At 72.1% G+C, this 23505-nt stretch carries 16 protein-coding genes; 7 read left to right on the top strand and 9 right to left on the bottom strand.

Going from position 1 to position 23505, the window contains the following annotated elements; genetic code table 11:
• The first annotated feature begins 11 nt into the window (after positions 1 to 11).
• The 7 genes from EDF27_RS08655 to EDF27_RS08625 all read left to right on the top strand — a co-directional run bounded on the left by EDF27_RS08655 (position 12) and on the right by EDF27_RS08625 (position 7128).
• Positions 12 to 1274 (top strand): MFS transporter, encoded by a 1263-nt coding sequence (locus EDF27_RS08655; protein WP_123655843.1) that lies wholly within the window; start codon positions 12 to 14, stop codon positions 1272 to 1274.
• An 89-nt stretch (positions 1275 to 1363) separates the two neighbouring features.
• On the top strand, positions 1364 to 2344 hold the full coding sequence (gene mvk, locus EDF27_RS08650; protein WP_132048238.1) for a mevalonate kinase: 981 nt from the start codon (positions 1364 to 1366) through the stop codon (positions 2342 to 2344).
• Positions 2341 to 3348: a diphosphomevalonate decarboxylase gene (gene mvaD, locus EDF27_RS08645; RefSeq protein ID WP_132048236.1), complete on the top strand. Its 1008-nt coding sequence runs from the start codon at positions 2341 to 2343 to the stop codon at positions 3346 to 3348. Before mvk ends, mvaD begins: the two co-directional genes overlap by 4 nt.
• Positions 3345 to 4424 carry a phosphomevalonate kinase gene (locus tag EDF27_RS08640; protein WP_123655840.1) on the top strand — a complete coding sequence of 360 codons (1080 nt, stop codon included), beginning with the start codon at positions 3345 to 3347 and terminating at the stop codon, positions 4422 to 4424. Before mvaD ends, EDF27_RS08640 begins: the two co-directional genes overlap by 4 nt.
• 10 nt (positions 4425 to 4434) lie before the next feature.
• Positions 4435 to 5502 carry a hydroxymethylglutaryl-CoA reductase gene (locus EDF27_RS08635; protein ID WP_132048234.1) on the top strand — a complete coding sequence of 356 codons (1068 nt, stop codon included), beginning with the start codon at positions 4435 to 4437 and terminating at the stop codon, positions 5500 to 5502.
• Positions 5499 to 6662: a hydroxymethylglutaryl-CoA synthase gene (locus EDF27_RS08630; RefSeq protein WP_132048232.1), complete on the top strand. Its 1164-nt coding sequence runs from the start codon at positions 5499 to 5501 to the stop codon at positions 6660 to 6662. Before EDF27_RS08635 ends, EDF27_RS08630 begins: the two co-directional genes overlap by 4 nt.
• Positions 6663 to 6741: 79 nt before the next feature.
• A complete protein-coding gene (locus tag EDF27_RS08625) occupies positions 6742 to 7128 on the top strand; it encodes an ATP-dependent DNA ligase (protein WP_132048230.1) in 387 nt (128 codons plus the stop codon).
• A gap of 278 nt (positions 7129 to 7406) precedes the next feature.
• Here EDF27_RS08625 and EDF27_RS08620 read toward each other — a convergent pair whose 3' ends face one another.
• From EDF27_RS08620 to EDF27_RS08585, 9 genes are all read right to left on the bottom strand, one after another.
• Positions 7407 to 9191, bottom strand: a complete 1785-nt coding sequence (locus tag EDF27_RS08620; RefSeq protein ID WP_123701684.1) for a sulfite reductase subunit alpha — start codon at positions 9189 to 9191, stop codon at positions 7407 to 7409.
• Positions 9188 to 14743: a glutamate synthase-related protein gene (locus EDF27_RS08615; protein ID WP_132048228.1), complete on the bottom strand. Its 5556-nt coding sequence runs from the start codon at positions 14741 to 14743 to the stop codon at positions 9188 to 9190. The genes EDF27_RS08620 and EDF27_RS08615 overlap by 4 nt, the downstream gene beginning before the upstream one ends.
• A 252-nt stretch (positions 14744 to 14995) precedes the next feature.
• On the bottom strand, positions 14996 to 15151 hold the full coding sequence (locus tag EDF27_RS19650; RefSeq protein ID WP_165931413.1) for a hypothetical protein: 156 nt from the start codon (positions 15149 to 15151) through the stop codon (positions 14996 to 14998).
• A gap of 70 nt (positions 15152 to 15221) precedes the next feature.
• Entirely contained in the window at positions 15222 to 16499 is a 1278-nt protein-coding gene (locus EDF27_RS08610; RefSeq protein WP_132048226.1) for a bifunctional glycosyltransferase family 2/GtrA family protein, read from the bottom strand.
• Between the two features lie 775 nt (positions 16500 to 17274).
• A complete protein-coding gene (locus tag EDF27_RS08605; RefSeq protein ID WP_132048224.1) occupies positions 17275 to 18798 on the bottom strand; it encodes a HAMP domain-containing sensor histidine kinase in 1524 nt (507 codons plus the stop codon).
• Positions 18799 to 18836: 38 nt separating this feature from the next.
• A complete protein-coding gene (locus tag EDF27_RS08600) occupies positions 18837 to 19556 on the bottom strand; it encodes a response regulator transcription factor (RefSeq protein ID WP_132048222.1) in 720 nt (239 codons plus the stop codon).
• An 11-nt stretch (positions 19557 to 19567) separates the two neighbouring features.
• Positions 19568 to 21658 carry a glycosyltransferase family 39 protein gene (locus EDF27_RS08595; protein WP_243698261.1) on the bottom strand — a complete coding sequence of 697 codons (2091 nt, stop codon included), beginning with the start codon at positions 21656 to 21658 and terminating at the stop codon, positions 19568 to 19570.
• Positions 21659 to 21770: 112 nt separating this feature from the next.
• A complete protein-coding gene (locus EDF27_RS08590; protein WP_123701698.1) occupies positions 21771 to 22583 on the bottom strand; it encodes a fructosamine kinase family protein in 813 nt (270 codons plus the stop codon).
• Between the two features lie 34 nt (positions 22584 to 22617).
• Entirely contained in the window at positions 22618 to 23466 is an 849-nt protein-coding gene (locus EDF27_RS08585) for a LysR family transcriptional regulator (RefSeq protein ID WP_123701700.1), read from the bottom strand.
• Between the last annotated feature and the right edge of the window lie 39 nt (positions 23467 to 23505).

Genomic DNA, 23505 nt, shown 5'->3' with positions numbered 1-23505 from the left:
ACCGTTCTGGAATGACCGCCGACGCCCCCGTCGCCGTCGCTCCCCGCCGGTTCGCGGCGCTCCGCGACCGGCACTCCCGCCCGTACCTCTTCAGCGCCGGGCTGTCGATGATGGGCGACAACATCGAGCACGTCATCACCTACTGGGTGCTCTGGCAGGAGTTCCACTCGCCGGCCCTCGTCGGCTTCGAGGTCATCAGCCACTGGCTGCCGTTCCTGCTGCTGTCCGTGTGGTTCGGCGGGCTCGCGGAGAAGTACGACTGCCGCCGGCTCATCCAGATCGCGCAGGGCCTGTTCATGCTCGTCTCGGTCTGCTGGGGCGTGCTGTTCCTCACCGGCACCCTGCAGGTGTGGGAGGCGTGCGTGCTCCTCGTCCTGCACGGCTGCGCCGGCGCGCTCTGGGCACCGGCGGAGCAGCTGCTCCTGCACGACTACGCGGAGCCGGCGGAGCTGCCCGGCGCCGTGCGGATGAACGCCACGTTCCGGAGCCTCGGGGTGCTGGCCGGGCCGGTCGTCGGGTCGGCGCTGCTGCTCGGCCTCGGGTCGACGTGGGGGATCTTCGCGAACGTGCTCTTCTACCTGCCGATGACGTTCCTGATGCTCCGGACGCCGTACACCGGCCACACCCGGAGCGGCTACGTCCACAGGGCGCGACTGACGATCGTCGACGGCTTCCGCACGCTCCGCGACGTCGGGAACGACCGGGTGCTCGTCGCGATGATCGTCCTCGCCGGGCTCGTCGCGCTCTGCGTCGGCGGGTCCCTGCAGGTGTCGATCCCGTCGTTCGCGGACGCCCTCGGCGCGGGCAGCGCCGGCCTCGGGTACGGGGTGCTCCTCTTCGCCAACGGTGCCGGCGGGGTGCTCGGTGGCTTCCTCCTCGAGGCCACCGGTGCCCTGAAGCCGAACACCCGCGTGGTGATCGTGACGACGATGCTCTTCGGCGCGACCACCGCGGCCGTCGCCCTCACCGGCAGCTTCGCCGTCGCGGTGATCGTGCTGTTCCTCGGCGGGGTCGCGAACATGGCGAGCACCTCGATCGGCCAGGCCGTGGTGCAGCTCCGCGCCCCCGTCGAACAGCGCGGGCGGGTCGTCGGCGTCTACAACATGTTCGGCAGCGGGCTCCGCACCGGCAACGGCGTCACCCTGGCCCTGCTCGGTGCCGCGCTCGGCGTCGGGACCGCCGTCTGGATCGGCGGCGCGGCGCTCGTGCTCGGCGCGCTCGTCGTCGCGGTGGTCATCGCCACGGCCGACCGGCGACGGAAGCGCCTCGGCTGAGCGGGACGGAAGCGCCTCGGGCGAGCAGGTCCGGAAGCGTCTCGGCTGAGCGGGTCCGCAGCGAGCCGGTTAGGCTGGCCTCACCAACGATGACCAGCAACCACCCAGCCACGGCACGATCAGCGACCAACCGAGTCGGTACCTCGTCGTCCCACGGCAAGACGATCCTGATCGGCGAGCACGCCGTGGTGTACGGCGCACCCGCGCTCGTGCTGCCGGTGAACGACGTCCGCGTCACCGCGACGGTCACCCCGATCAGCGCATCCGGGGACGGTCACCGCCTCGAGTCCACGGTGCACACCGGCCCCCTCGACCTCGCCCCCGCCGCCGTGATGCCGACGGTCACGGCCGTTACCGCGACGCTCCGGCACCTCGGCTCCACCGACCAGCACTTCCACGTCCGTGTCGACAGCGACGTCCCGACCGCCAGGGGCATGGGCTCGAGCGCCGCGGTCGCCGCCGCCGTCACCGCTGCGGTCGCCGACGCCCTCGGTGTCACGCTCGACGTCGAGACCCACCACGAACTCATCCAGGAGTGCGAGCGGGTCGCCCACGGCCGACCGTCCGGACTCGACGCACGCGGGGTCGTCGCGGACGTCCCGGTCTGGTTCGAGGGCGGCCGCATCGAGCCGGTCGAGCTCACCGGCGAGTTCGTCTTCGTCGTCGCCGACACCGGCGTCCCCGGGCACACGCGCGAAGCCGTGGCCGCCGTCCGCGAGCACCACGACCGCGACCCGGAGAACGTCGACGCGGTCGTCGCGCAGATCGGCGCCCTGGCCAGGCGGGCCCGGGGGACACTCGTCGACGGCGACGCCCAGGCACTCGGTGCCACGATGGACGCCGCGCACGAACTGCTCATCTCCCTCGACGTGTCGAGTGACGACCTCGACCGGCTCGTCGGCGCCGCACGCAGCGCGGACGCCCTGGGCGCGAAGCTCACCGGCGGTGGTCGGGGCGGTTGTGTCCTCGCACTCGCCGCCGACGGCGAGCACGCGGAACGCATCGCCGTCGCACTGCGCGACGCCGGTGCCACCGCCACCTGGACCACTCGGATCGGAGACCGCGCTTGAGCACAGCCACCGCCGTCGCGCACCCCAACATCGCGCTCGTGAAGTACTGGGGCAAGGCGGACGCCGACCTCGCGCTGCCCGCGACGGGCAGCGTCTCGATGGGCCTCGACGTCTTCCCGACGACCACCTCCGTGACGCTGGTCGACGGCCGGGAGGCGCGGGATGCGTTCGTCCTGAATGGTCACGTCGTCGAGGACGGTGCGCTCACCCGCGTCGAACGGTTCCTCGACATCGTCCGGCAGCTGGCAGGGTCCGACGCGCGTGCGCGCGTGGAGTCGACGAACACGGTGCCGACGGGTGCCGGCCTGGCGTCCAGCGCGTCGGGCTTCGCGGCGCTGGCCACGGCCGCGGCCGCGGCCTACGGGCTCGACCTTTCCGAGCGCGACCTCAGCCGGCTCGCGCGGCGCGGTTCGGGGTCGGCCACGCGGTCGATCCCCGGCGGGGTGTCGGTGTGGCACGCCGGCGACGACCAGGGCTCCTACGCCGAGACGATCCCGGCGCCGCCGATGGCCATGGTCGTCGTGACGATCAACGACGGCCCGAAGGCGATCGGCTCCCGCGAGGCGATGCGCCGCACCATCGCGACCTCGCCCTTCTACCCGGCATGGGTGTCCTCCACGACCGAGACCGTCGGCGACATGCTCGTCGCCTGCGCCGCCGGGGACTTCACCCGCATCGGCGAGCTCACCGAGAGCAACGCGCTCCGGATGCACGCCACGATCGAGGGCGCGTTCCCACCGATCCGCTACCTGACCGCCCGGAGCGTGGCGGTGTTCGACGCCGTCGCGGAACTCCGCGCCGCCGGGCTCGAGGCGTACGCGACCGCCGACGCCGGGCCGAACGTCGTCGTCCTCACGAAGCCGGAGGACCGCAGCGCCGCGGCCACCGCGCTCGCACACCTGGGCGACGTCATCGAGTCCGGCACCGGACCAGCCGCCCGCGTCGTCCGCTCCGAAGGAACGGGGGAGCGCCAGCACCCCGACCAGAAGGAGTCCGCCGAGTGATCGAGTTCCGTGCCCACGGCAAACTGTTCGTCGCGGGGGAGTACGCCGTCGTCGAACCGGGGCAGCCGTCCGTGATCATCGCGCTCGACCGCGCCATCACGGCCCGCGTCGCCGAGGGCCACGGTGCCGGCAGCGTGCACTCCGAGGAGTACGGGCACCTGCCGCTGACGTGGACCCGCGCGGAGGACGGCCTGGCCCTCGACCGCGAGCACCACCCGTACGACTACGTGATGGCGACGATCGACCTCGTCGAGAAGCTCCGCGCCGAGCTCGGCATCGAGCCGCGCTTCCACGACCTCCGGATCTCCAGCCAGCTCGACGACGCCAGCGGGCGGAAGTTCGGGCTCGGCTCCTCCGCCGCCGTCACGGTCGCCACCGTCGGGGCGCTCGACCGCTTCTACGGGCTCGGCCTCTCGCAGCGCCAGCGCTTCCAGGTGGCGCTCCTCGCGACGATCCGGGTGAACCCCCGGGCGTCCGGCGGGGACCTCGCGGCGAGCACCTTCGGCGGCTGGCTGCGGTACAGCGCGCCGGACCGCGAGCACCTCGCGGCGCAGCTCGACGACCGCACCGTGTCGGACGTCCTGCACGACGCGGCCGCGTGGGAGGGCTTCGACGTCCAGCGACTCCCCGCGCCGGAGCACCTGCGCCTGCTCGTCGGCTGGACCGGTTCGCCGGCGTCCACCACGAAGCTCGTGGGCGTGGTGCGGCGGCACCGCAACGGCGGGTACGCGACGTTCCTCGACGACAGCCGAGCCTGCGTCGACGACCTGACCACGGGCCTCCAGACCGGCGACACCGAACGCACCCTGGACGCCCTGCGGCGCGCCCGCGGGCTGATGCAGCGTCTCGGCGACTCCGTCGGGTCGGTCATCGAGACCGAACGGCTCACCACACTGTGCGACGTCGTCGAGCGCGCCGGCGGGGCGGCGAAGCCGTCGGGCGCCGGTGGCGGCGACTGCGGCATCGCGCTCGTCCCAGCGGAGAGCGACTCCGCCGGGATCCTCCGCGAGTGGGAGGCACACGACATCCGGCACCTCACCATCGCCGTGCAACCCCCGGAAGGCCCCATCGAATGAGCACTGCGAAATGAACGACAAGACGATCACCCAGACCCCGATCCCGACCCGGTGGGTCGGACCGATCCGGGTCAGCGGCAACGCGGTCGAGGGCGAGCACGAAGTCCCGCTCGCCACGTACGAATCGCCGCTCTGGCCGTCCGTCGGCCGCGGTGCCCGCATCTCGCGCATGGTCGAGGGCGGCATCGTCGCGACGGTGGTCGACGAGCGGATGACCCGGTCGGTCGTCGTGCGGGCTTCGAGCGCCGCCGCTGCGCACATGGCCACGGGTCGGATCCTGGCGCGCCAGGCCGAGCTCGAGCAGGTCGTCGTCGGGCAGAGCCGGTTCGCCAAGCTCATCGAGGTGCACCCGGAGATCGTCGGGGACCTGCTGTTCCTGCGCTTCGCGTTCACCACGGGCGACGCCTCGGGCCACAACATGGTGACGCAGGCCGCTGACACGCTGTTGCCGACGATCCTGGCGTGGGAGCCGGAGCTGTCCTACGTGTCGATCTCCGGGAACTTCTGCTCCGACAAGAAGGCCACGGCGGTGAACGGCATCCGTGGCCGCGGGCGGAACACCATCGCCGAGATCGTCCTGCCCGGCATGGTCGTCGAGCGGTTCCTCAAGTCCTCGACCGAGCGCATCGTCGACCTGAACACCGCGAAGAACCTGGTCGGGTCCACGATCGCCGGGGCACTCCGCTCCGCGAACGCGCACTACGCGAACATGCTCCTCGGCTTCTACCTGGCCACCGGGCAGGACGCCGCGAACATCGTCGAGGGCTCGCAGGGCATCACGTTCGCCGAGGCCCGCGGCGACGACCTGTACTTCTCCTGCTCGCTGCCGCACCTCATCGTCGGCACGGTCGGCAACGGCAAGGGCAACGACCTGCCCGTCGTCGAGGACGCCCTGGTGCGTCTCGGCTGCCGTGAGGACCGCGAGCCCGGCGCGAACGCCCGTCGGCTGGCGGCACTCTGCGCCGCGACGGTCCTCTGCGGTGAGCTGTCCCTGCTCGCCGCGCAGACGAACCCCGGCGAGCTGATGGCGGCACACGTCGCCATGGAGCGCGGCGGCAAGAAGGGCGACGCAGCATGACCGGCATCGGCATCCACGACATCGCGGTCGCGACCGGGCACCACGTGCTCGAGCTCGACGACCTCGCGGTGCAGCTCGGGGTGGACCCGGCGAAGTACCACGTCGGCATCGGGCAGGACGCGTTCAGCGTGCCCGCTCCCGACGAGGACATCGTCACGATGGGCGCCGCAGCGGCGAAGCAGGTCGTGGACCGGCACGGCGTCGAGGGCATCCGCACGGTGCTCTTCGCGACCGAGTCGGGCATCGACCAGTCCAAGGCCGCCGGCGTGTTCGTGCACGGACTCCTCGGGCTCCCGCAGAACGTCCGCACGGTCGAGCTGAAGCAGGCCTGCTACGGCGGGACCGCCGCGCTCCAGCTCGCACTCGGCATCGTCGCGCGCGACCCCCGGGAGCGCGTGCTCGTCATCGCCGCCGACGTCGCCCGCTACGACGTCGACACCGCCGCCGAGCCCACGCAGGGCGCCGGCGCGGTCGCGATCCTAGTGAGCGCCGATCCCGACCTCATCGAGATCGAGCCGGTCGCCGGGCTCTTCACCGCCGACGTCGACGACTTCTGGCGGCCGAACGACCGCTCCACCGCGCTCGTCGACGGACGCCTGTCCGTGAGCGCCTACGTGGACGCGTTCCTCGGGGCGTGGGACGACCTCGCGGCGCGGGGCGGTCCCGCGTACGCGGACATCGACCGTTTCGTGCACCACCAGCCCTTCACGAAGATGGCGCTCAAGGCGCACCGGAAGCTCACCCAGCACGTCGGTGCGGAGTTCGACGAGACCGAGCTCGTGACCGGCTTCACCTACAACCGCCAGGTCGGCAACACGTACACGGCGTCGCTCTGGATCGCCCTCGCGGCCCTCCTCGACCTCGACGACGACCTGGCCGGGGCGCGCATCGGGATGTTCAGCTACGGCTCGGGCAGCGTCGGTGAGCTCATCACCGGCGTCGTGCGGGACGACTACCGGAACCACCGTCGGGACGGTGCCGTCCGCGCCGACCTCGACGCGCGCGTCCCGCTGACCGTGGCGGAGTACCGGGCGCTGCACGCGGCCGGTGCGGCGACGAGTGAGGACACCGAGCGCCCGCGCGTCACGACGGCCCCGTTCCGGTTCGCCGGCGTGCTCGGCGGCGCACGGCACTACGAGCCGACCTCCCCGACGGCGTGACGCGCGGGGCGGTCGTGCCCCGCGCCTCCCGTCCGGTGTGGTCGCGGTCCGCGCGCGGCCGGACGGAGTAGACAGACGCATGGGCCAGCTCATCTACGCCGGGGAGGCACTCGACCTCCACATCGACGACCGCGCCCTGACGCACCTGCAGGTCGTCATCGTGAACATGCTCCGTCGCGACCACCGTTTCCTGTTCTCGTGGAAGGACGACGCGACGCACGGAGACGGCCGGAGCAGCGTCTGGCTGCACCCGAACGCCAGCCTGCACTTCAAGTTCGCCGGCGGCCGGATCCCCTCGATCAACCGGTCGTGGCTCGACCAGCTGTACGCCTCGGCGGCCTCGGGATCGGGGCTCGTCCTGACGCCGGAGCCGCCGGACACCAGCGTCGGCGAGGACTCCCCGTGGTCGCGTGCGGTCACTCCGGGCGCGAACACGAACGCCGCCAACGCGAACGCGAATACATAGCACGGCGTAGTACCTCGGTCAACCGGTACCGGACGGACGTGCAATTCTTGTACATTGTCCGAAGACCGTTCGGCGTGCTTCCCCACGTCGGCTCAGGGCGCCACGTGGGTTCGAGAGACCCGGATCAGGGGGCTCTCGCACACTCCGTGCGGTCTCAGGACGCCGCCCCGCCCGAGGATTCGGGTTCCACACGGCGGGACGGCGTCCGCTCCTCGTGAGACAGAACGCGCACCGTGCGAGGTTCCGGACACGGTGGGACGCGCGCCGCCTCGCCGGGCTCAGTACACGTCGCGCACGTAGCGCTTCGCGCGGCGCATGTCCGCCAGGTACTCCGCAGCGTCGTCGTCCCCCGCGCCGCGCTGCTCGGCGATCACCGCGAGGAGCGCCGACTCGACGTCCTTCGCCATCCGGGACGCGTCGCCGCACACCGTGAAGGTCGCGCCGGCCTCGAGCCACCGGTAGAGCTCCGCCGACTGCTCGCGCATCCGCGTCTGCACGTAGACCTTCTCCGCCTGGTCGCGCGAGAACGCCAGGTCCAGGCGGGTGAGCACCCCGGACTCCTGCAGCTCGGTGAGCTCGTCGCGGTAGACGAAGTCGGTGTCGCGGTGCTGGTCGCCGAAGAACAACCAGTTGTGCCCGGCGGCCCCGCGGGAGGCACGCTCGTGCAGGAACCCGCGGAACGGCGCGATGCCGGTGCCGGGGCCGACCATGATCAGCGGCGCGTCGTCGTCGGCCGGCACGCTGAACGCGGCGTTCGGCTGCAGGTAGATCCCGACCTCGTCACCGACCTCGACGCGGTCCGCCAGGTGCGTCGACGCGACGCCGGAGTGGCGGCGGTTCACGTCGCCGTACCGCACCGACGCGATCGTGAGGTGGATGCGGTCCGGGTGCGCGAGCGGGCTCGAGGAGATCGAGTACTGCCGCGCCTGCAGCGGCCGGAGGAACGGCAGCAGCTCGTCGAGTCCCGGCGCGGTGGACCCGGCGTCGCGGAGCAGGTCGAGGACGTCCCGACCCCACAGCCACCGGTCCAGCTCGTGCTTGTCACCGTGCGCGACGACCGCGGCGAGCTCGCTCGACGGGGCGCGCTGGACCAGGTCCGCGATGAGGTCCTTCGACGGCGTCCGGATCTCGCGGTCGGTGCGCAGCAGCTCGCGCACCGCGACGCCGTCGAACACCTCGTCGCCGGTGGCACCGAGGTGCGTCAGCAGTTCGGTGACGAGTCCGCCGTCGTTCAGGGGCACGACGGCGAGGGCGTCGCCGGCCGCGTACGTGATGCCGCTGTCGCCGAGGTCGAACTCGTAGTGCCGGATCTCCTTCGCGCTGCGCGGGTCGGAGAGCAGCCGGTTCTCCACCAGGCGGGCACGGTACGGGTTGCGCTTGTTCCACTGGGAACCCGGCCGGGAGGCACGGCTCGCGCCCGCCCCGTCGGCTGCGGTGGTCGTGGGGCCGGCTCCGCCAGCCTGGGTCCCGCCCGGCTGGGCGCCGGTCTCCGCGGCGATGCGGTCGAGGACGGCTGCGGTCCAGAGCGCAGCGGGGTCCTCGAAGTCGACGTCGCAGTCCACACGCTCGTGCACGCGGGTCGCGCCGAGCTGCTCGAAGCGGGTGTCGATGAGCTTGCCGGCCTGGCAGAACTCGTCGTAGCTCGTGTCGCCGAGCCCGAGGACGGCGTACTGCAGGCCCTCCAGGCGCGGCACCGTGCTCGCCTGGACCGCGTCCCAGAACAGGCCGGCGTTGTCGGGCATCTCGCCCTCGCCGTACGTCGAGGTGACGACGAGCACGTGCGACATCCCGGCGAGCTGCTCGGGGGAGACGTCGTCGAGCGCGGTGGTCCGCCCGCCGAGCCCGCGGGCCTTCGCGCCGGCGACGAGCTGGTCCGCGAGGAACTCCGCGTTGCCCGTCTGGGTGCCGAACAGCACGTCGATCGTCGTCGTCGGTGCCGGTGCGGCGGACTTCTTGCCCGCGGCGGCGATGCCCGCGATGAACCCGGCGAGCCAGGACTCCTGCGCGGCGGAGAACGGGGCGTCGACCGGGATCAGCGAACCGGTCGGGGGCAGGAGGCTCACGCGGTCACCGCCTCGACGGGCGCCTGCGGTGCACGGCCGGCGATGTCCTCGAGCGCCGCGGTCGCGAGCAGCTCGTCGAAGCGGGCCGCGCGGACGCGACCGTCGTTCTTGGCGTTCTGGTGCATGATCCAGCCGGTCGTTCCGGGTGCGTCCATGCTGCGGTTGTTCCGCTGCGTGAGCGCACGCTTGTAGTCGTCGAGGCGCTTGATCGCGATGAGGGTCGCGAGCTCGTCGTCGGTGAACCGCTCGAGGGTGCCGCGGAGGTACTTCACCACGCGCTGCTTCACGAAGAAGTCCTCGGTGAGTACGAGGTTCTTCACGGCCTCGGCCACGCGGGGGTCGTTCGGGCTCGTCGCACCGGGGACCCGCTCGAGGGCGAGGTCCTGGGCGACACCGAGCACCGTGTACGAGGACAGGAGCGAGAACATGTCGTCGCCCTGGTCGCCGAGTGCCGGGGCGCGGCCGTCGAGCACCGTGCGGCGGTCGCGGTAGTCGACCTTGAACGCGCGGAGCTTGTCGGTCGCGGTCGAGGTGGCCAGCTCGTCGAGCAACTCGTTGCGGGTCGCGGCGGCGAGGATCGCCTCGGCGTCCTGGGTGAGCAGGAGCGCGCGGGGCATCCCGACGAAGACGTGCGTCCGGGTCGTGTCCCAGTCCGCGAGCAGGCGGCCCGCGAGCTCGGAGCCGGTGGCCTCGAGGTGCCATTCGAGGAGCAGCCGTGCGGCGTCCTCGTGGAAGGCGCCCCGCGTCGTGTCGGTGACCGGGAAGACGAGGAGCGAGTCGGTGCTGGCACGCTCCGCGACCTGGCCGGACGGGTCGTACTGGTAGAGGAACCCGCCGGACATGCCGTTGCCGAGGCCCTTGCCGAAGCCGCCGAGGTTGAACACCGCGCCGCCCGTCATGTACTCGCAGCCGAAGTCGCCGACACCCTCGACGACCGCGGTCGCACCCGAGTTCCGGACGGCGAAGCGGTCGCCCGCCTCGCCCTCGACGAACGTGCGGCCACCGGTCGCGCCGAACAGCGCGAAGTTGCCGATCAGGACGTTGCCGCCGCGGACGGCGCTGCCGCCACCGGGCGCGCGGACCACGATGCGACCGCCGCTCTGGCTCTTGCCGACACCGTCGTTCGCGGTGCCGGTGTGCTCGAGCAGGACACCGTCGTTGTTGAAGACGCCGTAGGACTGGCCGGCCGAACCGCTGGTGCGGATCGTCACCGCGCCGTCGACCAGACGGCGGCGACCGCGGTCGTCGGTGGTGACCGCGGGCACGTCGTCGAACGACGCGTCGCGGAGCTCGTGGTTGAGGATGCGCTCGACGTCGATGCCGAACTGGCCGCCGACGGACTTGTCCGCGTTGCCGAGGTGCACGCCGTCGATGGTGACGGTGTGCTCGTGGCGCGTCAGGAGCGCGGCGCGGACCTGCTCGATGAGGGCGTCGTCGGTCCGGAAGTCCTTCTCGAGGTACTCCGGGTCGGTGACGATCTTCTCCGGCACCCGCGCGAGCAGGTTCCGGACGTCGAGCCGCCCGACGCTCGCCGGGTGGTCGAGGAGCTGCAGGAGGTCCGTGCGGCCACGGGCCTCGCGCAGGGAGCGCAGGCCGAGGCGGGCGAGGATCTGCCGGACGTCGTGCGCGATGTTCAGCAGGTACTGGGCGAGCGCGCGGGGGTCGCCCTCGAACGCCTCGGCGTTCGTGGTGAGGCCCGCCGGGCACTTCACGTTGCAGTTCTTCGCCATCACGCAGCCGAGCATCATCAGCGCGGTCGTGCCGAACTCGAACGAGTCGCCGCCGAGCAGCGCGCTCGTGACGACGTCCGAGCCGGTCTGGTGCGCGCCGGAGCAGCGGAGCGTGACCTTCTGGCGGAGGCCGTTCGCGACGAGGGCCTGGTGCACCTCGGCCACGCCGATCTCCGCGGACCGGCCCGCGTACTTCAGGCTCGTGACCGCCGCGGCGCCGGTGCCGCCGGTGTTCCCGGCGACGTTGATGACGTCGGCGCCGGCCTTCGCGACACCCACGGCGATGGTGCCGATGCCCTCGGAGGACACCAGCTTCACGATCACCCGGACGCGGGCGGCCTTGCAGTCGTGGATGAGCTGCGCGAGGTCCTCGATGGAGTACGTGTCGTGGTGCGGCGGCGGGGAGATGAGCTCGACGCCTGGCGTGCCACCACGGGCCGCGGCGATGTCCACGGTGACCTTCGGCGCGGGCAGCTGGCCGCCCTCGCCGGGCTTCGCGCCCTGGCCGATCTTGATCTCGAGTTCCTCGAGCATCGGGTCGGCGAGGTAGCCCGTCCAGATGCCGAACCGGCCCGAGGCGAACTGCTTGATGCGGGAACCGCGGATCGTGCCGTAGCGGGAGTGGTGCTCGCCGCCCTCGCCGCTGTTCGACATGCCGCCGACCATGTTCGTGCCGTGCGCCACCGCCTCGTGCGCGGTGGCGACGAGCGCGCCGTGGCTCATCGCGCCCGATGCCAGCGTGCGGGTGATCTCGTGGGCGGGCTGGACCTCGTCGAGTCCGACGCTCTCCGGGGCGCTCTCGAGCAGGGCGAGCAGGTCCGCGGCGAAGCCGGTGGCGCGGAGCGTCACCTGGTCGGCGTCGACGGCGTCGACGTCCACCTGGCCGGGGAAGAGCAGGCCGAGCCCGTGTGCGAGGGCCGTGTGGCGCTCGGTGCCGAGCGACCCCGTCGACGTGAGCTGCAGACGGAACCGCTCCGGGCCTCCCGGCTGCTCGTCGTCAGCAGACGGACGCGAGCCGAGCAGCCCGCGCACCGTGACGCTGCTGTTGCCCGTCAGGGAGAACCGGCCGAGCTCGCGGGCGAAGTCCTCCGCCGTGTCGATGCCCGTGACGTCCGCCGGCAGCGCGAGCACGTCACGGAGCGCGGACGGGCGGCGGGACCGCTCGTCGTGCGTGGTCTGCAGGAACGTCCGGTAGCCGGGCGTGATGCGGAAGTCGTCGATCTCGGACTCGCTGAGGCGGTCGTAGCCGGTGTTCCGGTACGCCGCGTCCGTGATGCCGAAGGCGTCGTCGAGCTGGCCGAGCGTCAGGAGCCGGAGCGCCTCGGAGTCGCCGGAGCGCTCGAAGGTCGGCCGTTCCTCGGTCATGCCGCCGAAGCCGCGGACGCTCGCGACACCGAACGAGTGCCCGGCACCGTCCGAGCGCTCCTTGAACAGGCCGAGGAGCGGCACCTGTGCGTCGCCCTGCACCGACCGGGCGCGCTCGTGCCAATCGGTCGCCGCCTGCGCGATGCGGGCGAAGCCGACACCGCCGACCGGGGCGTCCATGTGCGGGAACACCGTCGCGAACAGGTCGTCACGGGTGTCGAGGTAGTTCGGCTCGAAGAACTCGCCGCCGATGTAGCTCTCCGCGGTGCAGAGACCGACGCGGCCCATGGTCTTGGCGAGGGCCTTCTCCGCCGCCTTCCGGAACTTCGCGAGCGCCTGGTCGGTCGCGGTGTACTCACCGGCCGGAGCCGCAGCAGCGGGGTACTTCTCCTCGGCACGGAGCCGCGCGGAGAGGCTGTAGACCGCCGCGGCACCGAAGCCGAGCGCCGTCGCGACGTGGTGCGACGAGGGCAGCTGGCCGCTCTCGGCGACCACGGAGACCCGCAGTCGCAAGCCGGTCTCGATGAGGCGCTGGTTCACGGCGGCCACGGCGAGGATCACCGGCAGGGCCGCGTGCGTCGACGAGACGGCACGGTCGGAGAGCACGGCGATGCCGCCGGTCTCCTTCGCGAACCGCTCCACCGCGCTGCTCAGGGCGTCGACGGCGGACCGCATCGCGTCCGCGTTCGCCTGCTCGTCGCCGAGCACCGGCACGTAGAGCATGTCGAAGCGCTCCAGCGGCACGATGTCCTGGTCGCGCAGGCGGACCATGTCGAGGTGCCCGAGGACCGGGGACTGCACGACGAGCTGCCGGGTCGCGGTGCCGGTGCCGTCCGGCTTGGCACCGAGTGCGACCCGCATGCTCATGCCGTCGGCCTCGCGGATGGAGTCGAGTGGCGGGTTCGTGACCTGGGCGAAGCGCTGCGAGAAGTACTTCGCCATGCCGCCCTCGGTGTCGCTGAGCGCGTTGATGGCGTTGCCGTAGCCCATCGCCGAGATCCGCTCCGACCCGTTCTGGAGCATCGGGTCGAGCATGAACCGGAAGCTCTCCTGGTTCAGCGAGTACGCCACGTAGCGGCCCTGCAGCGACAGGTCGCCGTCGTAGCCGAGGGTCGACGTGGTGCGGTCGTACGCGGGCGCGGGGAGGTCGTCGAGGTTCACCCGGGCAGCCTCGAGCAGCGTGCCGTAGTCCCGGCGGGCGGCGAGCATCTCCAGGACCTCGCCGGTGCGCATCAGCGAGCCGGTGCGGTGGTCGACGACGAGCATGCCGCCGGCCTCGATGCGGCCGCGGTGCGTGACCTCGGCGTCCGGGACGGTGACCTGGCCGGCCTCGGACGACACCATCAGGTACTCGTCGGTCTGCACGGAGCGCAGCGGACGCAGGCCGAGCCGGTCCAGGCGCGCGCCGACGACGTCGCCGTCGCTGAAGATCACGGCCGCCGGTCCGTCGTTCTTCTCCTCGTACAGGGAGAAGTACTCGAGCATCGCGCGGACGTCGTCGGTCAGGGTGTGGTCGTTCTCCCACGCCGGCGGCATCAGCGACACCACGGCCTCGACGATCTCCAGACCGTCGTCGAACACGCGGCTCTGCAGGGTCTGGTCGAGGCGGCTGGAGTCGGACTGCCCGGGAGGACGCACGATGCTGCGCGTGCGGGCCTGCGCGAGGGCCTCGTCCGACAGCCGGTTCTTCCGGTCGGTGTTCAGCTCGCCGTTGTGCGCCATCAGGCGGAACGGCTGCGCCATCGTCGGGTGCGGCTCGGTGTTCGTCGAGAAGCGGGTGTGGAAGTAGAGCGTCCGCACCGAGTGCCGCGGGTCGCGGAGGTCCGTGAAGTAGCCGATGACCTCGCCGGAGTTCAGGCGGCCCTTGAGGATCTGGGTGCGGGCGCTGAGGGACAGCGGGTACAGGGCGGCGTGCTCGGCGTGCTGCTCGGCTGCCTGGCCGTAGGAGACCGACTCGACGGCGAGCAGGGCGCGGTTCGCGGCGGCGTCGACGTCCTGCCGGGTCCAGTCCTCCGGCGCGCGGAAGACCCACTGCACGATGGGGAGCTGGTACTGCTCGGCCTCGGGACGCGCGACGGTGTGGTCGACCGGGACGTCGCGGACCAGGAGGAGCTCGAAGCCCTCGTGCTCGATGGCGTCGGTGACGGTGCGGACGGCGTCCGCGCGCTCGGCGGGGGTGCTCGGCACGAAGCAGTTGGCGACGCCGAAGTGGCCGGGGCGCAGCTCCTCGCCGGTGATCGCGCTGAAGAACTCCACCGACAGGTCGATGCTCACACCCGCGCCGTCGCCGACACCCTCGGCCGACTTGCCGCCGCGGTGCGGGATCGCACAGAGCGCTTCGTCGCCCTTGCGGATGACGTCGTGGCTCGGCGTCCCGTCGAGACGGGTGATGAAGCCGACGCCGCAGTCGGAGGATTCGCGGGCAGGGTCGTAGAGACCGAAGGGGGAGGGGTTCACGAGCGGGTCCAGTGGAGCGAGTGCCGGCAGCGGACGACGGAGGCTGCAACGGTGGAGCGCTCGCCGCGGGCAGACCGGTGGTGGCAGTCGGGCCCTGTGGGGTTGTGGTGCGGTGAGGCGATGCTACGGCGCGGTATACCGCGCGCGCAACATCCCGCCCGGACGGTGCGGTGGTGCGGTTCGGCGCCGAACAACGGAAACCGATCCGCACCGCGGTCGTTCGCGGTTCGGATCGGTTTCCGTTGTGCTGCGCTACTCGGCGCCCTCGTCCTCTTCGGGGTTGAAGTGTGAGTCCTCGTCGGTGATGCCGGCGGCGACTCCGTCCGGGTCGTTCGGGATCGTGCCGTCCTTGCCGAGGCCGTCCGCCTTCTCGGTACCGTCCGGGTCCGGTGTGCTCGTGTCGGTCATGTGCTGCTCCTTCGCAGGGGGTCTCGGGATCCTCACGGTACGCGGGCGTCCTCAACGTCCCGCGGCGTCCTCAGCGCGACGCGGTGTCCGTGACCGGGAGCACCTCGGTGACGGCCTCGCTGCTCGCCTCGGCAGCGGGGGTGGTGCCCGCGCGGATGATCTCCGGGCGACGCCGGGCCCGGAACACCCACGCCTTGAACAGCACGAAACGGACCAGGGTGGCGACCAGGTTCGCCGCGGTGAGCACGGCGATCTCCGCCCCGTGGGACGACCCCGGGTCCGCGGCGTGCAGCACCACGAGCGACCCGGAGGTGATCGCCCACGCGATCCCGAACACGACGAGGCCCTGCACGTGGTGCCGCCCCGCGCCGGCCCGCCCGCGCACCCCGAACGTGAAGCGGCGGTTCAGCGCGGTGTTCCCGATCGCCGTGAGCAGCAGCGCGAGGAAGTCCGCCGTCTGCGCACCGATCGTCGGACGGAACAATGCGTAGAGCAGGGCGAACGCGACCGTCGATGCGACACCGATCGCGCCGAAGCGCAGCACCTGCCCGACGATCCCGACGTGGGGCGGCGTGAACGGCCGACGCCCGATCGCGTCGTAGACGTCGCTGACGGGGACGCGTCCGGTCGCGAGGCCCCGGGAGACCCGCCACATGCCCTTCAGGTCCTCCGTCGCGGTCGCCCGGATCTGCACGGACGAGTTGACGTCGTCCACCCAGTCCACGGGGACCTCGTGGACACGGAGGCCGGCGTGCTCGGCCAGGACGAGCAGCTCGGTGTCGAAGAACCACGCGTCGTCCTCGCAGAGCGGCAGCACGTGCTCGGCCGCCTCGCGCGTGATCGCCTTGAAGCCGCACTGTGCGTCGGAGAACGAGACACCCATCGTGGTCCGGAGCAGCAGGTTGTACGAGCGGGAGATGAACTCGCGCTTCCCGCCGCGCACCACCCGCGCCGAGTCCGCCAGGCGGGTGCCGATCGCCAGGTCCGAGTGTCCGGACAGCAGCGGGGCCACGAGGGGCTCGAGCGCGGCGAGGTCCGTGGACAGGTCCTCGTCGACGTAGACGAGCACGTGCGCTTCGGACGCACCCCAGACGGCCTTGAGTGCCCGACCCCGACCCTTCTCGGGGAGGTGCACCGCGTCGACGCCGTCGAGCATCGCGGCGAGGTCGTCGGCGATCCGCGCGGTGTCGTCCGTCGAGGCGTTGTCGGCGATCGTGATGCGCCAGGTGTGGTGCAGCGACGTCCGGCAGAACGTGTGCAGGCGTCGGACGTGCGCAGCGAGCGTGTCCTGCTCGTTGTAGCAGGGGACGACGATGTCGATGTCGAGGGTCTGGTTCGTCTCCGTCATACCGCTGATGCTCGGCAGCGGGCCTGCGGGGACCGATGCAGCGTCCTGTGCCGCCGGTAAGAACCCCGCCAGCGCGGGGTGGTGTGTCACATGCCGCGCTGCTACGCTCGGCATTGCTCGTTGCGTTGAGCTTCGAGAAGTGGACCCGAGACCCATCCGGACGGTTGGGCGCTCGGGTCTTGCGCTTTCTCACCTCGGATCAGACCGACGGTCGGCGTTCAGATGTCCCACGACACCGTCGTCGCCACGGACCGCCTCGGGCCCAAGCCCAGGCGAGGGCATCCGGGATGGCGAGCAGTGGCTCGTCCGTCGCCGATGCGTGCCGGTGCTCGATCGGTTGGCGGATCCGATGCGACGCTTCGACGACACGTCGTCGATCCCGCGCGACCAGTGTCTCGTCGCGCTCGAAGCAGAGCAATGACGCCGGAGCAGCAGCGAGGTCCGTCACGAGCGCGTCGATGCACTGCGCGCGACGTTCGACTTCGCTCCGACCGTCCTTCGGTGCGCGGTAGATCAGCGTGTCGAGGGGAGCGTCCCGATCCGGTCGAGGATGAGGCGTCGGCGACTCTCGCTCTCCTTGGTCATGTGCAGACGGTTCTGGCCGGGGAGCACGAGCCCGCGGATGGTCTTCCGAGCGATCCCGATGGACGTGGGGTGGATCGCGGTGGTCGCCAGCAGGTAGTCACTCGCTTTCGACTCGTCGATGAGGATGAGCCGCCGGGGCCCGTGATGCTCGTCCAGGCCGCACCTCCGAAGTCGCTTCCCACACTACATATCAGTTCGTCCGAGGGTGTGGATCGCGGGAAGAGGTCGGCGAAAGCGACAGTGCATCGGGGTGCGACCCCGGCAATGACACCGTGAACGCCGTCCGCCCCGGCTCGGATGCCACGCGCACCGCGCCGCCGTGCGACTCGACGACCGCGCGGACGATCGCGAGCCCGAGGCCGCTCGTCCCGTGCTCCCGGGACCGCGACGCCTCGCCCCGGGTGAACCGGTCGAAGAGGGTCGGCAGCGCGTCCGCGGGGATGGGCGCGCCGTCGTTCGTCACCACGAACCGGACCTCGTCGGCCACCCGCTGCAGGGACACCACGACGGCGGTGCCGGCGGGTGTGTGCGTCCGGGCGTTCGCGAGCAGGTTCGTCACCACGCGCCGCAGTTGCACCTCGTCCCCGGTGAGGACGATCGGCTCGTCGTCGACCTGCAGCGTCCACCGGTGCTCGGGTGCCGTGGCGCGGGCGTCCATCGTCGCCTCGACCACGACGGACGTCAGGTCCACCGGGTCCGATGCGGGGACGGGGGCTGCGGCCGTGTCCAACCGGGCGAGCAGCAGGAGCTCGTCGACGAGGGACCCCATCCGGACGGCCTCGCGCTGGATCCGGTCGACGTTCTGGTGCAGGGCGTCGACGTCGTCGGAGGCGGAGGACAGCTCGGCGTACGCCCGGACGGTGGCGATCGGCGTCCGGAGCTCGTGCGAGGCATCGGCGATGAACGTCCGCATCCCGGCCTCCGCGTCGCGACGGACGGTGAGCGCACGGGCCACGTGCCCGAGCAGGCGGTTGAGCGCGGATCCGACGGCCCCGACCTCGCGGTTCCGGGTGAGGTCGGCGGACGCGACCCGGACGGGGATGTCGGTGTCGCCGCGCTCGAGGTCGAGCGACGTCACGCTCGACGCCACCGCGGCGACGTGTTCCAGCGGCCGCAGGGACCGGCGGACGAGCATCGCGCCGGCCCAGACCGCGACCAGCAGCCCGACGAGCGTCACACTGCCGATCACGGCCACCAGCCGGACGATGGAGGCGCGGAGGTCGCCGAGTGGCAGCGCCGTGACGTAGACGTCGCCGTCCGAGCCGATCGCCTGCGCACGGTAGCTGCCGAGCGAGCCGAGCGTGACCGTCACGGGCACCCCGTCGCTGTCCACCGCCGCCAGCGTCGACTTCTGCGCCGAGGTCAGGCCGTGCTGCTCGCCCGTCGCGTCGGTGTACCCGGCGAGCACCGATGAGCCGTCCCGGTAGATCGCGACGACGGTCCCGGCGGCCTGCCCCGGCGCCCCGATGAACGCGTTCGAGGGGTCAGGCCGGTCCGCAGCGGAACCAGACGAACCAGACGAACCCGAGGGAGCGCCCGGCGGCGTCCCGTCACCCGGCCCGAGCGTCCGGTTCGCCGCCGTCGAGAGCTCCGCGTCGAGCCGGTCGACCAGGTACCCCCGGTACGCCACGACGGTGACGACCCCGACCACGACGTTGGTCAGGACGAGCAGCAGCGCCACCGCCCCGACGATCCGCCACCGGAGCGATGGCACCCGACGAGCGCCCGGCACCCGCCGCGCCCCAGATCCGTTCACGCGACCGGCCGCAGCACGTACCCGGCACCGCGCACCGTCTGCACGAGCGGCGACCGTCCGGCGTCGACCTTCCGCCGCAGGTACGACACGTACATGTCGACGAGGTTCGACGACGACCCGAAGTCCATCCCCCACACGTTCGTCAGGATGTTCTCCCGCGACAGCACCCGGTTCGCGTTCCGCGCCAGGTAGCGCAGCAGTTCGAACTCCGTGGGGGTCAGCTCGATGGCGTCCCCGGCACGGGTCACGGTGCGCGCGTCCTCGTCGAGCACGAGGTCGCCGACGGCGATCCCCGCGGCGGCGGTCGATGCGACCCTGGCGGAGGTCCGCGCCAGGATCCGCGCCCGCACCAGCAGCTCGGCGACGCCGAAGGGCTTCGTGAGGTAGTCGTCGCCGCCACGGGTGAGTCCGGCGAGCCGGTCCTCGGAGGAGTCCCGTGCGGTGAGGAACAGCACCCGGACGTCGTCGCGGGCATCGCGGAGCCGGTCGAGCACCTCGAACCCGTCGATGTCCGGCAGCATCACGTCGAGCACGATCACGTCGGGCTGGAACTCCCGGGCCGCGAACAGGACGTCCCGTCCCCGGTGCACGGCACGCACGGCCCAGCCGTCCGCCTCGAACGCGAGGCGGACGGCATCGGCCAGGGCGTGCTCGTCATCGACGACGAGGGCACGGACGGGTGTCCCGTCGGTGCGCTGCAGCGGTCGGTCGGCCATCGGGGCCGAGCCTACTCACCGCTCGACAGGTCGTAGACGGTCTGCCCGCCGACGGTCGTCGCACTGTAGTTCGCCGCGACCCACGCCGAGATGGCCGAGGCCGTTGATGATCCGCCGGCCATCCCGCCACTCGTCCCGGAGGAGATGTAGTAGCTGATGTCACCAGCTGCGACGTCCGCCTCGAACTCGGCGAGGGTCGGCGTCGGGTCACTCGACCAGCCACCGATCGCCATCACGGCGGTGTCGGTGTCGAGCTCCAGCTGCGCGGCGGACTGCGATCCGTCCACCGCGGCGGCCCACTTCGTGTCCGTCGCCTCGAGCAGCTTCGCGAGCGCTGACGACGTCGAGGCGCTCTCGCCACCGCCACCGGTCGCGTCACCACCGGACGGGAGGCCCGTCCCCGACTCCGCATCGGACGTCCCGTCCGGCAGGGCCGGCGGTCCGGCGCTGTCGGAACCGGTGCTGTCGGAACCGTCGCTGTCGGAACCGGGGGCGGTCCCGCCGGGTCCACCCGAGCCTCCCGGCATGCCGCCGCCACCCGTCCCGGAACCGGACGAACCCGACGGACCGACGCTCGGGATGGAGCCGGTGTGCGCGACGGTGGTCGTGGCGACCGCGTAGGCGGTGGTGCCGGTGAGCCCGAAGAGCGTGCCGGCGAGGACGCCCACCGCGACGAGCTTCCGGAGCGACGGGACGCTGCCGACGATGACGGCGATCGCGGAGAGCAGGCCGCCGGCGAGCATCACCCAGCGGAGCCACGGCAGCCACGTCGGGTTCTCGTTGAGCAGGCACCAGCTCCAGAACGCCGTGACGCCGATCATCGCGGCGAGGCCCATCCGGCCTCGCATCCGATCCCGGGCGTGCCAGAGCAGGGCGCCACCGGTCCCGACGAGTCCCGCGATCGCCGGGGTGAGCGCGACCGTGTAGTACGGGTGGATCGTGCCGGACATGTAGGAGAACACGAGCCCGGTGACGATGAGCCATCCGCCCCAGAGGACGAGGCCCGCGCGCACCGGGTCGGAGAGCTTCCGACGCCCGACGACGACCAGGCCGAGCACGAGCGCGACGAGTGCCGCGGGCAGCAGCCACGAGATCTCGAGGCCCATCTCCGAGGAGAACAACCGGTCGAGGCCGGTCGACCCGCCGAAGGAGGAGCCGGCCGTGCCACCGGTCGTGCCGCCGCCGCCACCGTTGCCCGAGCCGCCGAAGATCCGGCCGAGGCCGTTGTACCCGAAGACGAGATCGAGGACGGTGTTGTTCGTCGAGCCGCCGATGTAAGGCCGGGCGTCCGCGGGCCAGAGCGCCACGGCGAGGACCCACCAGCCGGCACCGACGACGAGCGACCCCGCCGCGATCAGGAGGCCGACGATGCGCTTCGGCCAGGTCGTGCGCGCCGCGATGAGGTACACGATGCCGAACGCCGGCAGGACCAGCAGTCCCTGCAGCATCTTCGTCAGGAACGCGAAGCCGAGGGCGACACCGGCGAGGGCGATCCACTTCCAGCTGCCCCTCGGGAGCGCCCGCACCGTGCAGTACGCGCCCGCGGTCATCAGCAGCACGAGGAGTGCGTCCGGGTTGTCGAACCGGAACATCAGCGCCGCAGCCGGGGTCGCCGCGACGACGAACCCGGCGAGCAGGGCACCGACGTTCGCGGTGGTCGAGCCGAGCCGGACGAGCGTGCGCCGCACCGTGCCCCAGACCAGCGCGACCGACCCCACGGCCATCAGTGCCTGGGGGAGCAGGAGGCTGAAGCTCGAGAAGCCGAACAGCCGGGCGGAGATGACCATCACCCACAGCGATGCCGGCGGCTTGTCGACGGTGATGAAGTTCGACGAGTCGAGTGAGCCGAAGAAGAAGGCCTCCCACGACTTCGTGCCGGCCTGGACGGCGGCGGCGTAGAAGCTGTTGGCGTACCCGGACTCGCTGAGGTTCCAGAGGTACACGACGGCGGTGACGACGAGGAGCAGCCAGAACGCCGGCCGGAGCCAGCGGGCGTCCTCGCGTTCGCCGAGGAAGAGCCGCGCGGCGGCTCGGCGACGGGTCGGCGCACCCGAGTGCGCACGGTCGCCTCGATCGGTCACGGGAATCGGGTACGTGGTCATGTCCGTGAGCATCCGGGGTGTTCCCCGAACGCCGCCATGTGCTCCCTGTGGCGCGTCTAAGGACTGCGGCGCGCGGAGCGGCGGGCGGGCGGCCGTGCGGCCGCGGGGCCCGTCAGGCGTAGCGGCGGGCGGCGTGCAGCGCTGCCCCCGTGTACGAGCCGCCGAACAGCAGCACGTGCAGGAGCAGCGGGGCCAGCTGGTGCAGCTCGACGCGCTCCTGCCACCCGGACGCCAACCGGGACTCGGCGTCGTACGCCGCCAGCACCGTCTCGAGGCGCGGGAGCCCGAACAGCGCGAGCAGCGCCAGGTCCGTCTCCGCGTGCCCGCCGTGCGGTGTCGCGTCGATGAGCACCGCGCCCGTCGGCTCCGAGGCGTCGGTCGGCCACAGCACGTTGCCCGCCCACAGGTCGCCGTGCAGCCGCGCCGGTCCGTCGCCGACGAGTGCGGGCTGCGCGGAGCCGAGCGTGCCGTCCTCGACCCGGTCGGCGACGCGGTCGAACACGGCGGCCTCGGCCGTGTCGAACCCGCCGGTGTCCACGATGCGGCGGACGAAGTCGCGGATCCGGTACTCGGCGAAGAACGCGCCCCAGGTGGCGGGGGCGTCTGCCGCGCTGACGAAGGGGGTGCGCGAGCGGCCCATCCGGAGCGGTCCGACCGCGGGGAACCCGGGCGGCGGCGCTCCCCAGTGCGACGCTCCCGCCGCGTGTGTGTGCGCGAGCGACCGACCGAAGCGCTCCGCCTGGGGCTTCGTCGGCGAGCCGTCGGAGATCAGCTCGAGGTCGAGCACGGTGGGGCGGGGGCGTCCGAGGACCCGTGCGATCCGGGTCCCGCCGTGCTCCTCGGCTTCGGCGAGCCACTCCAGGCCGGCGGCTTCGGCCGCGGCCTCGTTCGGGTCGGTGAAGGTCTTCACGTGCGTCTCGGCCATCACCCCATCCTGCCGACGCACCCTCCGCGCCGCGTCAGACCGCGTCGACGAGGGCCTGCGTGAGCGGGTTCCACGGGCGGGACGACGGGCCGCTGAGCACCAGCGTGCGCTCGAGCCGGGGGAGCGTCGGCACCATCACGAGGTCCGGCGGCAGCATCACGCGGCCGAGCGTCGGCACGATCGAGACGCCCTCGCCCCGCTGGATCATGCCGAACATCGTGCTCATCTCCCGGACCCGGTGCGCGTACCGAAAGGGCTGCCCGGCGAGCTCGTGCATCCGCTCGATCTGGTACTCGCACCCGCCACCGCCCGCGACGAGGCCGTCCTCGTGCAGGTCGTCGAGCGTCAGCGCAGTGGCCTCGGCGAGCGGGTGGTCGCGGCGGACGACCGCGGCCATCTCGTCCCGCGCGACGACCACCGACCCGTCCGGCATCGTCGCGGGGTCGACCAGCACGGCGGCGTCCACGGTGCCGGCCTCCAGCCACTCCGGCATCTCGTCGTCGTCGCCCTCGTAGACCTGCACGTCGACGTCGGGCAGCGTCACCGCCCAGAGCTCGCGGAGCCGCGGCAGCAGGCCCTGGCAGACGGTGGGGACGGCGGCGAGGCGCACGGTGCCGCGCGCCGTGCCGGGCCGGACCACGGCCTCCAGGCTGTCGACGGAGGCGAGCACGCTGCGGGCATGCGGCAACAGGCGTTCCCCGAGGGGAGTCGGCGCGGCGACGCCGCCACGGCGGAGGACGGCACCGCCGACCTCGCGTTCCAGCCCGGCGACGGCGTGCGAGACGGCGGACTGGCCGACCCCGAGTGCCGATGCGGCGAGCGTGAACGACCCGCGGTCGACGGTGGTGACCAGGGCGCGGAGCTGCGCGATCGTGACGGGCATGTGATCTCCTCATGAGCGCATGAGGCCGATGCGTTTGCC

Source organism: Curtobacterium sp. PhB136, from assembly GCF_004346855.1.
Classification (GTDB): domain Bacteria; phylum Actinomycetota; class Actinomycetes; order Actinomycetales; family Microbacteriaceae; genus Curtobacterium.
The sequence above is the reverse complement of the archived record's forward strand: the minus strand, read 5'-3'. Positions and strand labels throughout refer to the sequence as shown.

Excerpts from the sequence above, each read along its gene's own strand:
- EDF27_RS08655 (WP_123655843.1), top strand. The coding sequence starts at position 12 with ATGACCGCCGACGCCCCCGTCGCCGTCGCTCCCCGCCGGTTCGCGGCG.
- mvk (WP_132048238.1), top strand. The coding sequence starts at position 1,364 with ATGACCAGCAACCACCCAGCCACGGCACGATCAGCGACCAACCGAGTC.
- EDF27_RS08635 (WP_132048234.1), top strand. The coding sequence starts at position 4,435 with ATGAACGACAAGACGATCACCCAGACCCCGATCCCGACCCGGTGGGTC.
- EDF27_RS08630 (WP_132048232.1), top strand. The coding sequence starts at position 5,499 with ATGACCGGCATCGGCATCCACGACATCGCGGTCGCGACCGGGCACCAC.
- EDF27_RS08625 (WP_132048230.1), top strand. The coding sequence starts at position 6,742 with ATGGGCCAGCTCATCTACGCCGGGGAGGCACTCGACCTCCACATCGAC.
- EDF27_RS19650 (WP_165931413.1), bottom strand. The coding sequence starts at position 15,151 with ATGACCGACACGAGCACACCGGACCCGGACGGTACCGAGAAGGCGGAC.
- EDF27_RS08610 (WP_132048226.1), bottom strand. The coding sequence starts at position 16,499 with ATGACGGAGACGAACCAGACCCTCGACATCGACATCGTCGTCCCCTGC.
- EDF27_RS08600 (WP_132048222.1), bottom strand. The coding sequence starts at position 19,556 with ATGGCCGACCGACCGCTGCAGCGCACCGACGGGACACCCGTCCGTGCC.
- EDF27_RS08595 (WP_243698261.1), bottom strand. The coding sequence starts at position 21,658 with ATGACCACGTACCCGATTCCCGTGACCGATCGAGGCGACCGTGCGCAC.
- EDF27_RS08590 (WP_123701698.1), bottom strand. The coding sequence starts at position 22,583 with ATGGCCGAGACGCACGTGAAGACCTTCACCGACCCGAACGAGGCCGCG.
- EDF27_RS08585 (WP_123701700.1), bottom strand. The coding sequence starts at position 23,466 with ATGCCCGTCACGATCGCGCAGCTCCGCGCCCTGGTCACCACCGTCGAC.